General features: G+C 41.6%; 10 protein-coding genes, 1 pseudogene and 1 riboswitch. Of the genes and pseudogenes, 10 read left to right on the top strand and 1 reads right to left on the bottom strand.

Going from position 1 to position 14179, the window contains the following annotated elements; all coding sequences use genetic code 11:
* Positions 1 to 234 precede the first annotated feature (234 nt).
* The 10 genes and pseudogenes from MUO14_RS10840 (at position 235) to MUO14_RS10795 (ending at position 12305) form a co-directional block, all read left to right on the top strand.
* On the top strand, positions 235 to 2148 hold the full coding sequence (locus MUO14_RS10840; RefSeq protein ID WP_244755230.1) for an LTA synthase family protein: 1914 nt from the start codon (positions 235 to 237) through the stop codon (positions 2146 to 2148).
* Positions 2149 to 2333: 185 nt separating this feature from the next.
* Positions 2334 to 2450, top strand: a riboswitch (SAM riboswitch).
* Positions 2451 to 2538: 88 nt separating this feature from the next.
* Positions 2539 to 3567: a methionine ABC transporter ATP-binding protein gene (locus MUO14_RS10835; RefSeq protein WP_244755229.1), complete on the top strand. Its 1029-nt coding sequence runs from the start codon at positions 2539 to 2541 to the stop codon at positions 3565 to 3567.
* Entirely contained in the window at positions 3557 to 4219 is a 663-nt protein-coding gene (locus MUO14_RS10830; RefSeq protein WP_244755228.1) for a methionine ABC transporter permease, read from the top strand. Before MUO14_RS10835 ends, MUO14_RS10830 begins: the two co-directional genes overlap by 11 nt.
* A gap of 16 nt (positions 4220 to 4235) precedes the next feature.
* The gene (locus tag MUO14_RS10825) at positions 4236 to 5069 is read left to right on the top strand and encodes a MetQ/NlpA family ABC transporter substrate-binding protein (RefSeq protein WP_244755227.1); all 834 of its coding nucleotides are present in this window, start codon (positions 4236 to 4238) and stop codon (positions 5067 to 5069) included.
* Positions 5070 to 5081: 12 nt separating this feature from the next.
* Positions 5082 to 6266 carry a M20 family metallopeptidase gene (locus MUO14_RS10820; protein WP_244755226.1) on the top strand — a complete coding sequence of 395 codons (1185 nt, stop codon included), beginning with the start codon at positions 5082 to 5084 and terminating at the stop codon, positions 6264 to 6266.
* A gap of 127 nt (positions 6267 to 6393) precedes the next feature.
* The gene (locus MUO14_RS10815) at positions 6394 to 7131 is read left to right on the top strand and encodes a Cof-type HAD-IIB family hydrolase (protein WP_244755225.1); all 738 of its coding nucleotides are present in this window, start codon (positions 6394 to 6396) and stop codon (positions 7129 to 7131) included.
* Positions 7132 to 7516: 385 nt separating this feature from the next.
* Entirely contained in the window at positions 7517 to 8665 is a 1149-nt protein-coding gene (locus tag MUO14_RS10810; protein WP_244755224.1) for an acyl-CoA dehydrogenase family protein, read from the top strand.
* Positions 8666 to 8689: 24 nt separating this feature from the next.
* Positions 8690 to 9843, top strand: a pseudogene (locus tag MUO14_RS10805) (thiolase family protein).
* A gap of 3 nt (positions 9844 to 9846) precedes the next feature.
* Positions 9847 to 10614, top strand: coding sequence for a 3-hydroxyacyl-CoA dehydrogenase (locus tag MUO14_RS10800; RefSeq protein ID WP_244755223.1), 768 nt, complete (start codon positions 9847 to 9849; stop codon positions 10612 to 10614).
* Between the two features lie 134 nt (positions 10615 to 10748).
* Positions 10749 to 12305, top strand: coding sequence for a long-chain-fatty-acid--CoA ligase (locus tag MUO14_RS10795; protein WP_244755222.1), 1557 nt, complete (start codon positions 10749 to 10751; stop codon positions 12303 to 12305).
* Between the two features lie 96 nt (positions 12306 to 12401).
* Here the strand turns inward: MUO14_RS10795 and ligD are convergent, their stop codons facing one another.
* Positions 12402 to 14174, bottom strand: a complete 1773-nt coding sequence (gene ligD / locus MUO14_RS10790) for a DNA ligase D (RefSeq protein WP_244755221.1) — start codon at positions 14172 to 14174, stop codon at positions 12402 to 12404.
* Between the last annotated feature and the right edge of the window lie 5 nt (positions 14175 to 14179).

Genomic DNA, 14179 nt, shown 5'->3' with positions numbered 1-14179 from the left:
TAGAATACTTACTCCTTCACAATTAAAGTTAGTATTCTTGTAACCAACCGTCAATGAAAAACGTCTATAATACATGAGGATATTTTCTGTAGTAGTTTAGGACTAATTTAATGTAACAGACAGTCGTTTAAACCGTTACAATTATTTCATTTCTTTAAAAGAGTGTGTTTTTGGTTCAAAAAAGAGTAAAAATAATGTAAAATAGGTAAGTGTAATTTTAACGGAGGTTTTCTAATGTTTAAGAAAGAAAATTATTTAAATAAAAACACAATGTTAAAAATATTAGTCTACGCACTGGTTATCGGGATGTTTTGGCTCAAAATGACTTACATTCAGTTTAACATTTTTGAATTAAATGTTGAAAATACGAATGAGGGCTTCATTTTGGCTTTTAATCCTCTGAGTAGTATACTGCTCATCTTTGGATTGGGTATCTTATTAGCTGGACGCAAAGGTATGCTCGTTTCGTATATTCTTGGGTCATTGATTTTATATGTAAATATTCTTTTTTACCGTGAATATAGTGATTTCATTACAATTCCTATGCTTGAACAAGTTGCCAACTTAGCTGGAATGGGTAGTAGTATTACTAATATTTTAGCGCCGACAGATGCTTTTCTTTTTATTGATGTACTTGTGGCAGCTTTTCTATTATTCTATTTAAAAGCAGAGCGTCTGCGATTGTTTTTACCCAAACGAAGAGAAGGTTTGGTATTGGCTTTTGTTGCGATTCCACTTTTCCTTGCAAACTTGGCATGGGCTGAAACAGAGCGTACAGATCTGCTTGAACGTACGTTCGACCGTAATATGCTTGTTAAATATATCGGTCTTATAAACTACCATGTATATGATGCTGTATTGCAAGGCAAGACAGAAATGAAGAAGACTTTAGCGGACAGTAACGAACTTGTCCCTGTTATTAACTATCTAAATGAAAAGAATACACCTTTAAATGCCGAATATGCTGGTGTAGCGAAAGGTAAAAATGTAATAGCTATCTCACTAGAAAGTACTCAAACATTTGTTGTTGATAATAAATTACATGGAGAAGAGCTTACACCATACTTTAATGATTTGAAGGAAGAAGGGATTTATTTTGATAACTTCTACCATCAAGTTAAACAAGGCCGTACATCAGACTCAGAGTTTCTCCTTGCAAACTCCATGTATCCAACGAACCGTGGTGCTGTCTTCTTTACACATTCAAGTAATGAGTATGAGGCAATGCCGGAAGTGTTAGGTCAAAATGGTTACACTACAGGTGTTATGCACGCTAATGATAAGACTTTCTGGAATAGAAACGTGATGTATGATTCACTAGGAATTGATAAGTATTATTCAAAAGAAGATTATAATGTTACTGAAGAGAATTCCTATGGATGGGGATTATTAGACGAGCATTTCTTTGCTCAATCGTTGGATAAAATGAAGGAAATGGAGCAACCATTCTATAATAGGATGATCACGTTAACAAACCACCACCCATTTACATTGCCGGAAGATAAGAAATATATCGAAGAAGGAAACACATCAAGTGGTACCTTAAATCGATATTTTCAAACCATCCGCTATCAAGATGAAGTATTGAAACAGTTTGTAGAAAAATTTAAGAAATCTGATCTCTATGATGATACAATTCTAATGATTTATGGAGATCATTTCGGAATTTCAGAGAACCATCAGGAAGCAATGGGTGAGTATCTAGGGAAAGACATTAATGAATTTGAACAATTTCAACTGCAGCGTGTACCATTGTTGTTTTATGGTAAGGGGCTAGAACCACAAGTCAACCACACAGTCGGTGGTCAGATTGATCTCCGCCCTACATTAATGAACATGCTCGGAATTGAAGGTAATAATCCAATTCAATTTGGTCATGATTTATTAAATGAAGATCGTCGCCAGCTAATGGTTACTCGTGATGGAGACTTTGCAAATGAAAAATATGTAGGGATTCAAGGTGCCTGTTATGACAGGCAAACAGGCGAAGAAATAGAAGCAGAGCTTTGTGACCCTGGATTTAAACAAGCAAAAGAAGAACTAACGATGTCTGACTCAGTGATTTATGGGGATCTTCTCCGCTATCTTGATGAGACAAAACTCGTAGAACCAATGGGTGAAACGAATAAACAAAAGCAGGAAGAGTAAATTGAAAACCCCTCCCCACTTAAGTGGGGAGGGGTTTTTGTGCTAGTTAGAGAAGTCATGTTAGAAAAATACTTGGACTTACAGGCCAATCAAATGGAATTATAAAATTCAGTAAATTAAATTGACAGAGCCAAGATCTTGTATTATCATTAGCTACATCAATTTAAAATAGAATAAGCTTTATCTTCTTATCCAGAGAGGTGGAGGGACTGGCCCTTTGATACCTCGGCAGCGGGACTAATGATGACTCATTGGAAACTGTGCCAACTCCAGCAGGTGCGAACGCACTTGAAAGATGAGGAGAGCCGGTTTTCTAATATGTTTTTAGTGAAAGCCCCTCTTCTTGTTTTTAGGAAGAGGGGCTTTTTTTATTCGAAAGGGGATGAACGGATGATTGAATTTGAAGGTGTGTCTAAGGTGTATCAGCACAATGGTGAAGATCTTCGGGCTGTTGATCGTGTTGACTTAAATATAGAGAAAGGGGAGATCTTTGGTGTCATTGGATTTAGTGGCGCGGGTAAGAGCACGCTAGTACGTTTAGTGAATTTATTAGAAAAACCAACGCAGGGGAGGGTGCTTGTTGGCGGAGAAGATTTATCACAATTGACAAATCCTGACTTGAGAAAAGTACGCAAGAGAATCGGGATGATATTTCAGCACTTTAATTTACTAGATTCCAAGACCGTACTACATAATGTCGCTTTTCCCTTGTCGATTTCTGGAGTACCTAAAAGTGAAATCAATAAAAGGGTTGAGGAAATATTAGAATTTGTAGGGATTGCTGAGAAAGCGAATCAATATCCTGATGAATTATCCGGGGGACAAAAGCAACGGGTGGGGATTGCTCGCGCGTTGGCTACATCACCAGACATTTTACTCTGTGATGAAGCAACGTCAGCACTAGATCCAGAGACAACAAAATCGATTTTAAATCTGCTGAAAAAAGTACGTGATGAGTACAAGATTACGATTCTTATGATCACGCACGAGATGAATGTTGTACGGGAAATTTGTGACCGTATTGCTGTAATGGAAAATGGGAGAGTAATAGAGAAAGGTTCGATTTTTGAACTGTTCTCTAATCCGCAGCATGTAACAACGCAAAACTTTGTCCGTACGGTAATGGAAAATGAAATCCCCCCATCTATTCTTGAAGGTATCAGTAAACGAGGGGGAAATCGTCACATTTACAGGATCACTTTTATAGAAGAGAGCGCTGGGCAGCCCGTCCTATCACAGGTGTCGAAGAATTATGAGGTGGAAGTGAATGTCTTATTTGGGCAAATTACCGAACTTCAGGGGATTCCATTTGGTCATTTAGTTGTTGAGCTGCAGGGTGATGATAAAGAAATTATAAAAGCAATTGATTATATTCAACACATTGTAGCTATACAGGAGGTGGTAGCACATGCAGGTTAATTTAGCGGAATTTTGGCCGAGAATTTTGGAAGCAACCAATGAGACGTTACTGATGGTGGGTATTTCACTGCTTGCGGCAACGTTAATCGGGGTGCCATTAGGGATTGCCCTTGTTGTTACAAGAAAAGGTGGACTAATTCAAAATAGCCCTTTCTTCAACGGGTTAAATGCTGTCGTTAACTTTTTCCGTTCGATCCCATTTATCATTTTGCTCGTAGCTATTTTGCCAATTACGAGATTTCTTGTTGGCACCTCAATCGGGACAGCAGCTGCGGTTGTTCCACTCGTTTTCTTCTCGGGTCCATTTATTGCCAGACTTGTTGAAAGCAGTTTACTTGAAGTGAAACCAGGTGTAATCGAAGCGGCTGAAGCGATGGGTGCGTCCCCATGGCAAATCGTCTTTCGTGTTTATTTACCTGAAGCATTAAGTTCAATCGTTTTAAACTTAACCATTGCTACGATTGGTTTAGTGGGTGCCTCTGCTATGGCCGGTTTTGTCGGAGGGGGAGGTCTAGGCGATCTGGCAATAGCCTATGGGTACCAGCGCTTTGAGACGGACATTATGGTCATAACTGTATTGCTTCTCGTCGTCATTGTCCAGGTGGTCCAAACCTTCGGAAATATTCTATCAAAAAAAATACGCAGACAATAAAACAGGGGGAAAGGTCATGAGAAAGTTACTCATTTTAATTGGTATTATTTTAACTATAGGAACTGTTCTTGCAGGTTGCAATAAAGAAAGTGGGGCGTCTGGGGAAAGTGAAGTCGTAAAGGTAGGATTAAACGGCTCGGGTGTCCCTATTTGGGAAGAAGTAAAAAAGAAAGCAGAAAAGGAAGGCATTAAGATTAAGCTAGTGGAATTCTCTGACTATGTTCGTCCCAATATTGCCCTAGCTGATGGAGACATTGATTTAAATGCCTTCCAAACGGTCTCCTACTTTGATGCCTTTATTGAAGAACGGGGTCTAGATTTAGCTCCAATAGCAACGACAATGATCGCACCCATGGGGATCTATTCTAATAAATATAAAGATGTAGAGGAAATTCCCGAAGGTAGCATAATTGCTTTGCCAAAAGAAGCTACGAACATGGGGCGCGCACTACTGCTTCTAGAAAAGGCAGGTTTAATTAGTCTTCCTGAGGATTTTGATGGAAATGGTTCCTTAGATAAGATTGAAGAAAACCCAAAGAATCTAACGTTTGAACCGATTGTAGCAGCACAAACTCCACGGGTTCTTCCGGATGTTACAGCATCTATAATCAATAATGGAGTAGCAGTAGAAGCCGGATTCGTTCCTGTAAATGACGCCATTTTTGTCGAGGATGAAACGGCACAGCCATACATTAATATTATCGCAGCCCGCGCTGACGAAACAGATAAAGAAGTGTTTCAGAAGATCGTTGATATTTATCAGCAAGAGGACATAAAAGAACATATTCGTGAAGTTTATAACGATTCTTTAATCCCGACGTTCGTCCCTCTCGAAAAAATCGGATGGTAGGAGAGTGATTAAATGGGTGTATCTACGCAAAATACTTTACAAGAACTTATTGATCAATCCATTAACGAAAAGATGACCACGTATCTTAAAGCAAGTCATGACATTCATTCCCACCCCGAAATTGGAAATGAAGAAGTATTTGCTTCACAGCTTCTTTCCTCATTACTTGAAGAAGCAGGCTTTGTTGTAGATCGTAATATTCCTGAGCATAAGACCGCTTTTTTGGCAAGGAAAACCTCTGTCATATCTGGTCCTAAAATTGGTTATTTGGCTGAGTACGATGCTTTGCCTGGACTTGGTCATGCTTGTGGGCATAATATTATTGGAACAGCCTCAGTAGCCGCCGCCATTGCCCTGGGAGAAGTCATCGATGAAACAGGTGGGGAAGTCGTCGTTCTCGGAACACCTGCAGAAGAGGGCGGGCCCAATGGAAGTGCGAAAGGAACCTTTGTTAGACATGGGTTAGTCCAGGATCTCGACGTTTGTATGATGGTTCATCCACTAGGACAAACAAGTGGCTCAGCTCCTACGTTAGCGGTAGACCCTGTCGACTTTGAGTTTTTTGGAAGGCCAGCTCATGCAGCGAGCAATCCTGAGGATGGTGTAAATGCCCTGGACGCTGTTCTTCAGCTGTTTAATGGGATTAATGCTCTGCGACAGCATGTTACAGAGGAGGTTCGCATTCATGGGGTGATTTTAGATGGTGGTCAAGCACCGAACATTGTCCCGGATTATGCACGTGCACGATTTTATATAAGAGCGGCAACACGAGAGGCATGTGATGAGTTAACAGCGAAAGTGAAGCGTATTGCAGAAGGTGCTGCCTTAACAACGGGAGCTTCTCATGAGATGACATGGATTCAAAATGCTGTCGATAACTTTAAAGTGACTCCCCGTTTTGATCAAATTTTCAAAGAAAAGATTGAAGCACTTGGTGAAGCGTATTTTCTGGACCAGAAAGGACTGGGCTCAACAGATGCAGGTAACGTGAGTCAAGTCATCCCAACCATCCACCCTTATATTAAAATAGGACCTGATGAACTTGTTGCCCATACAGAGGCATTTCGAGAGGCTGCAATTTCAGAAACAGGCGACCAGGCGTTAATAAAAGGCGCCAAAGCGCTAGCATTGACGGGTTTGGATTTGTTGCTCGAACCTAAGCTGCTTCAAGATGTTAAGGACGACTTTAAAAGATAAGTAGTATAGAGGAGGGAGTCAGGTCACATGCTTGGCTTCTTTTTTCAATACAAAAATACACTCTGCTGTATCAATTCTTTATAATGTACTAAAATAAAGGGAGCAAACGAGAGGACGTGAGCAGACGATGACAGAAAATATTAAACTTATTGCGTTAGATATGGATGGCACATTGCTGAATCCTGAACATAAGGTGTCAAAAAGAAATCGTGAAGCCATTCAAAAGGCAAAAGACGAGGGGATACATGTGGTATTAAGTACGGGCCGCTCCTTAGCTACCTGTATAGATATTGCGAAGTCTCTTGGTCGCTCATCTTACATTGTGACGATTAATGGCGGTGAAATCTATGATGAAGATTTTAACCTTGTTGAACAAAATCTTCTTGACCATAAGCATGTTGAACGATTATGGGAGATCAGTAATGGACATGGCCTCCACTTTTGGACGTCAACCGTACAAGGTCAATTTAGCAGCCAGGAGCCTTTTGAAAAGGAAATCGGTGATTATGATTGGCTGAAGTTCGGCTATGACGTTGAGGATGATGAGGTGCGTCAAGTTATATTAGATGAATTGAAAAATAATGAAGCCTTTGAGATCACCAATTCCAGCCCCACAAATATTGAGATTAATCCTGTGGGTGTAAATAAAGCGGCTGCGCTGTTAAAGGTATGTGGTAAGTTAGGTTTGAAGATGAATCAGGTAATGGCGGTTGGCGACAGCATGAATGATCTTGCTATGATCAGGGAAGCTGGGTTTGGAGTAGCAATGGGCAATGCTCAAGAAATTGTTAAAGAAGAAGCGAATTGGGTAACACAAACAAATGAAAATGACGGTGTTGCTGAAGTGATAGAGCGAGTTTTGTAGTGCTTGACAAAGGGATTGTAGGCATATTTATGTTTTTTCATCATAAACTAAACTAACCCTATCCCAAAGTCTCCTCCCTGTTATAAGAAATTTAGAGATATCTATGTGGTCCAACCTCAGAAAAAGAAAAGCATCCTTGCTCTCTTTAGCACTAGAAGACGCATCGTTACTCATTGTGAATAACGATGCCTATTTTTATTTTCTTAACAGAGGGAGCGGGTTTATCCCCCTTATTCAACCCCTTTTAGCTAAGTAATTAATGATTAAAAAATTTAGCTCTCCCTATATAGCAGGAAAAACATGATTTTGAAAGAATAATAAAGAAAGAGATTATTTTTTTGTGCAATATAGTCAGAATATTCTGTCGTGTGGAGGTTATTCTCTCATGGAAACGGCCTATTTAAAGGAAGAGCATAAAATATTACGGGAATCTTTACGCAAGTTTTTAGCGAAAGAGGCCTATCCCCATTTTGAAGAATGGGAAAAGCAAGGGAGTATTCCGCGTTCATTTTGGAAAAAGCTTGGAAAGTTAGGCTACCTTTGTCCATGGCTTAAAGAAGAGTATGGAGGGCTTGAAGCTGATTTCGGTTATTCAGTAGTCATTAATGAGGAGCTTGAAAAAGTCGGAACAGGCTTGATTGGTATTGGTCTTCATAACGATATTGTCGTCCCTTATTTAGCTGAGTATGGTACAAAGGAGCAAAAACAAAGATGGTTGCCGAAGTGTGCATCAGGTGAAATCGTAACAGCGATTGCTATGACTGAACCAGGCACAGGATCTGACTTGGCGAATATAAGTACCACCGCAGAGTTGAAAGAGGATTACTATGTTGTAAACGGTGAGAAGACATTTATAACTAATGGAATCCATGCTGACCTTACAGTTTTGGTTTGCAAAACGTATAAGAAAGCAAGTCCGCCGCATAAGGGGATCAGCTTGTTAGTTGTGGAGAATGATACGGAGGGATTTTCGCGTGGTAAGAAGCTAAATAAAGTTGGCTTACATAGCCAGGATACAGCTGAACTTATTTTTGACGAAGCCAAGGTGCCAAAAGAGAATCTGCTCGGTAACCATAATAAGGGATTTTATTACCTTATGGAAAAATTGCAGCAAGAGCGTCTGATTGTTGCCATTGGAGGGATTTCGGCAAGTGAACGAATGCTTGAGTTGACAGTTGACTATGTTAAACAACGCCAAGCATTTGGGAGGTCGATTGCTTCTTTTCAAAATACTCAGTTTACATTAGCGGAGCTGCAAACGGAAGTGGAAATTGGACGAACTTTTCTAGATCGGACAATTGAAGCACACATGAATGGAAAGGACGTCGTAAAAGAAGTATCAATGGCGAAGTGGTGGATTACCGATCTTGTTAAGAAAGTTGCAACTGCGTGCATGCATCTACATGGAGGTTATGGTTACATGGAAGAGTATGAGATTGCAAGAAGATTTAGAGACGCACCGGTAACAGCTATCTATGCTGGCTCAAATGAAATAATGAAGTCAATTATCGCGAAAAAGATGGACCTTGTATAAATTGAATAGGGGGAGGAATGTATCATGAATGAAGTTGTGATCGTAGAAGCAGTGAGGACACCGGTCGGCAGGAGGAACGGGCTTCTTAGTGATATGAGGCCTGATGAGCTATTAGCAAAGGTGTTGAAAGAATTGGTCTGTCGAGTCAATCTTGATCCATCAGAAGTGGAGGATGTGATTGCTGGCTGTGTATCGCAAGTCGGTGAACAAGCGGGAGATGTTGCCAGAATTGCTTCCCTTATTGCTGGGTTTCCAAAAGAGATTCCCGGTGTCACTATTGATCGCCAATGTGGATCGAGTCAGCAGGCTGTTCACTTTGCATCACAAGCAATTGCAAGCGGTGATATGGATGTCGTCATCGCAGGCGGAGTAGAATCTATGTCTCGTGTTCCGATGTTTTCGAATATGAAAGGATCTGAATATAGCAATAAGCTAACGAGCCAATATGAGATCATTAATCAGGGTTTATCTGCCGAACGGATTGCTGAGCACTGGAAATTTAGTAAGCAGGAACTGGATGAGTATGCAGTGAAAAGCCATGAAAAAGCATTAATAGCAATTGAAGAGGGGCGTTTTGAAAAAGAGATCATGCCCCTAGAAGCAAAAGATAAGGATGGACTTCCGATTACAATGATGGATGATGAAGGCCCCGCGGTGGTACAACAATTGAAAGCCTTGGGCATTTAAAACCGGTATTTGAAGAAGATGGGATGATTACAGCTGGAAATGCCAGTCAAATTAGTGATGGAGCTTCTGCAGTTTTACTTATGTCGCTTCACAAAGCTGAATCACTTGGCTTGAAGCCTCGGTTTCGGGTTATAGCACGTTCCGTTGTTGGGTCAGACCCGACCTTTATGCTTACAGGCCCAGTACCAGCTACCCAGAAGGTTTTGCAAAAAGCCGGACTGAGAGTTGAAGAAATAGATTTGTTTGAAGTGAATGAGGCCTTTGCTCCTGTGCCATTATTTTGGTTGAAAGAGACAGGCGCTGATCCTGATAAACTTAACGTAAACGGTGGTGCAATTGCACTAGGGCATCCGCTTGGGGCGACGGGAACTAAACTGATGACAACGCTTATCCATGAATTGGAAAGGACTGGAGGACGATACGGTCTCCAAGCTGTTTGTGAAGGTATGGGGATGGCGAATGCGACAATCATTGAACGATTGGAGGAGTAGGGAATGGACGTAAGGGATGTTGTTGCCGTTGTAACAGGCGGAGCGTCTGGACTTGGTGAAGCTACGGTAAGAACCATCGTAGGGGAAGGAGGAAGAGCAATTATAGTTGACCGTGACTTAGAAAAAGGAAGAAAATTAGCTGAAGAGTTAGGCACCCAGGTTCTTTTTCAAGAGGTTGATGTTACTTCAGAACAGCAAGTTTCAAACATGCTAAATAAAACCATCGCTTATTTTGGAAAAGTGACGGCACTTGTTAATTGTGCTGGGGTTGCGATTGGCGAAAAAGTGTTAAATAGAGAAGGTGTACATGGCCTTGCGTCTTTTCAAAAGGTGGTTGAAGTCAACCTTATAGGTACTTTTAATATGATCCGTCTTGTGTCTGAGCGAATGAAGGAGAATGTAGCTAATGATGATGGGGAGCGCGGGGTTGTTGTCAATACAGCATCCATTGCAGCCTTTGAGGGACAAATTGGACAAGCTGCCTACAGTGCTTCAAAAAGCGGTGTGGTTGGATTAACTCTCCCAATTTCAAGGGAACTTGCACGTCATGGGATTCGAGTGATGACAATTGCGCCAGGATTATTTGACACACCTATGTTCGAAACGCTCCCTGATTCAGCTAAGGAATTGTTAGGTGAAACCACACCTTTTCCCAAGAGATTAGGACACCCTTGTGAATACGGAAAGCTTGTCCATAGCATCATTGATAACCCTATGTTAAACGGGGAGGTGATTCGCCTTGACGGAGCCATACGAATGCAACCAAAATAATGAGAATATTGGTGATCGTATCCACCTCAGGTCATCCATTATTTGGATGACCTGAGGTGGAAGGAATAGGTAATGGGACGTATCTGAGGGGTGGAGTTATTTGCTTTCAAACTTGATTAAAGGAGTGGAGATGGATGGGATCAACTCTTAAAAGTATGTTTGAACAAACTGTAGCAAAGTTTCCGGATAAAGAGGGATTAGTGGATTTAAGGCTGGGAATGAGGTGGACGTATCAGGAATGGGATGACGAAGTAAACAGACTGGCCAATGCGCTGACAGATTCTGGGGTGAATAAGGGGGATAAGGTGTCTACCGTACTTTTTAATACAGCGGAATTTGCAACAACGTTGTTTGCTTGTATGAAAATCGGAGCCATTTTTAATCCAATCAACTTTCGCCTCACCTCAAAGGAAATCAGTTTTATTATTAAAGATGCTAATCCCAAAGTAGTTCTGTTTGAAAGGGCAACAGCACCACAGCTAAAAGCGATCGCAAACGAAAGAACACATATTGGTTTCTGGGCCATTGATGAACAGCAGGATGTAGCGTTAGCCCGCAACTATTATGACGTCATAGAGGGTGTAGATCGAACTCTCCCAGATTGTGTAGTAGAAGAAAATGATTACTATGCTATTATGTACACCTCGGGTACCACAGGTGTTCCTAAGGGTGTTCTTCACACCCATAGAGACATGGTAGATCAAGCCTTAATCCTCACCGCAACTTTAAGACTTACCCATCGGGACCGTGGATTAACAGTTGCTCCAATGTTTCATTGTGCCGAACTCCATTGTACATTTCTCCCGAGAGTCATGATGGGTGCATCAACCGTTATCCTCCATCACTTTGATGCTAAAGAAATGATTCAAACAATCCGTGAAGAGCAGATTTCCACTCTGTTTGCAGCCCCAACGATGTGGAATATGATCTTGCAAGAGAAATATAACAAACGCGACTTCGAAACATTCAGGCAAGGTCTCTATGGTGGCGCCCCAATGGCCCCGGCATTAACTAAACGTTTACACGATGCCCTAGGTGTACAGCTTATCCAAGCTTATGGTATGACTGAAATGGGCCCCGCCATCACCGTACTCCTTGAAGACGAACAATTAACGAAGGCCGGCTCTGCTGGACGAGCATTGATCAATCATGAGGTACGTGTTGTCCGTACGCGGGAGGATGGACCTGCTGAACCTGATGACATTTGCAAACCAGACGAACTCGGAGAAATCATTGTCCGCGGCCCAAGTATGATGCCAGGATACTACAATCGACGCGAAGCTTCTGAAGAAGTTCTGCACAAAGGGTGGTATCACTCAGGGGATATTGGCTCTTTCGATGAAGACGGCTACCTTTGGGTAAGCGACCGAGTGAAGGATATGATCATTTCCGGTGGTGAAAACATCTATTCACGCGAAGTAGAGGACGTACTGTTTGACCATCCTTCCATACTTGATGCCGCAGTTGTCGGTGAACCTGACGAAATGTGGGGTGAAAGAGTGGTCGCTTACATTGTTAAAAAAGGTGATTTGGAACAGGAGGAACTTGAAGAATTTTGCACTTCAGGCAATCGTATCTCCCGGTATAAACGTCCGCGCCGGTATGTGTTTGTTGATGAATTGCCACGAAATGCGAGTGGGAAACTACAGAAGTTTAAACTGAGAGAACAAGCGGAAAGCGTTCTAGAATAAGAAAGAGCCTCGAGATCACATCTCGAGGCTCTGATTTTTTCCTGGCCATGCTAAGGTAGAGCTTTAATCAGTTTGAGTGCTCACTTTTTCAAATGTTCATCCACCTAATTGTTTCATTACATCAATTGGTTGTGCACGCCGCAACCGATCATATTGATCAAAAGGACAGCCAAAATCCTGGACTCGCTTTATAACATTTTTAATAGTGAAGACTTCAGGGTTTAAATCTGTGGTAACTTCATTCCAAAAAACAGGGGCAGCCACCGTGCCTTTCGAAGTGGCTCGCGCTGAATAAGGGGAGACAATCGTTTTGCCCTCAGCATGCTGAACATAATCGAGATATAAGCGTTGTCCGCGTTTTTTCTTTAGCCGTTCAATTGTAAATAGATCGGGGCTTTCTTTTATGAGCAGGTCGACTAAACTTTTCGTAAAATTCCTCGTTTCATCATATGTCATGCTTCCTTCTTGAATCGGAATATGAATCTGCATGCCTTTGTTTCCAGAAGTTTTAACAAAACAATGGACCTCAAGCTTGTCTAGTAAGTGTTTCAACAGCTGTGCAGCTGTAACAGCAAGATAAAATTCCTCTCGATTGGGTGGATCAAGGTCAAAGACAATCTCATCAGGATCATTTGCACCGGCTTTTTGAAAGGGGATATGAAATTCAAGTGCTCCCTGATTGCTTAACCATATCAAGCTTGAGAGACCATTACTTATCATAAAGGTTTCATCACCTTCCTCCCAGCTCTCTACATAGTTAGGTGCATGGTCAGATCGATGTTTTTGAAAAAAAGATTTATCGCCGACCCCATGAGGATAGCGGATTAATGTCAGCTTTTTACCCCTTATAAACGGAATCATATAAGGTGCAACAGCCCTGATATACATTAGGTAATCACGCTTGCTAAACTGCATATCAGGCCATAAGGTTTTATCCGGGTGGGTAATCTCTACGTCGTTAGGAAACAACAGGAGATCCCAATCCCGATTAGTAATTGTACAGTCGCCAGGCTCTAAGTCAAAGCGAAACCGATCAAAAACTGGCTCGCGCATTTCCCCATCTTCAGCCATAAGACAATGAATGGCTGCACACACGCTGGGGGCTAGCCTCCAGTTCGTTCCCTTTTCTTTAAAAAAGGTCTGAAGTGTCTGTGCTTGTTCAGATTTTAAACCATGCTTAAAGCTTCCTAATGGGACACGTTTATCTTTGTTCCAGATTTCCATCTTGTAATATTCATTTTGAGGGTTGAATGAGGTTAAAAAACCTGATACGGTGCGCCATTGTTTATACTTTAGCCATTTTCTCGTACGTCCATTCTCGTATGCACTGTTCTTTTGTTTCGCAACGATTCCTTCACCTAAATGAAGATGAAGAAGGCGGCGAATCACGGATGCATCATCAAATTCCTCTACATATTGAACTCTTTGACTGCCGATGGTATCGATAATTTTTTTTAGCTGCTGCTTTCTTTTAGTGTACGCGGAAGAATTTAAACCTTCTCCGTTTTCTAGAAGGTCGAAAGCCATAAATGTAGCTGGGCGTTGTACGGCACGTTGTTGAATGGTTGTATTGTTACTCATGCGTCCTCTTTTCTGTAAAAGGGGGAAGTTGGCTTGATAAGGGGTATTCAGAATGACAATCTCCCCGTCAAGAATAAGTGGAAATTGATCTGGTGGAGTGGCTTCTCGCCTCGCCTCAATGAGCTCTGGGAACCGACTCGATAAATCCTGACCGTTCCTACTTACAAGCTGGATCCCTTCTTCCGTCCATTTAAGAAAAGCACGATAGCCGTCATATTTCACTTCATATATCCACTCGTCGCCCTCCGGTAAATCCTCGGACAATGTTGGAAGCATTGGTTTATTCAAATCTC

The sequence above is a fragment of the Halobacillus shinanisalinarum genome, from assembly GCF_022919835.1.
GTDB lineage: Bacteria > Bacillota > Bacilli > Bacillales > Halobacillaceae > Halobacillus_A > Halobacillus_A shinanisalinarum.
Note: the sequence above shows the minus strand (reverse complement) of the source record. Positions and strands in the feature narration are given on the sequence as shown.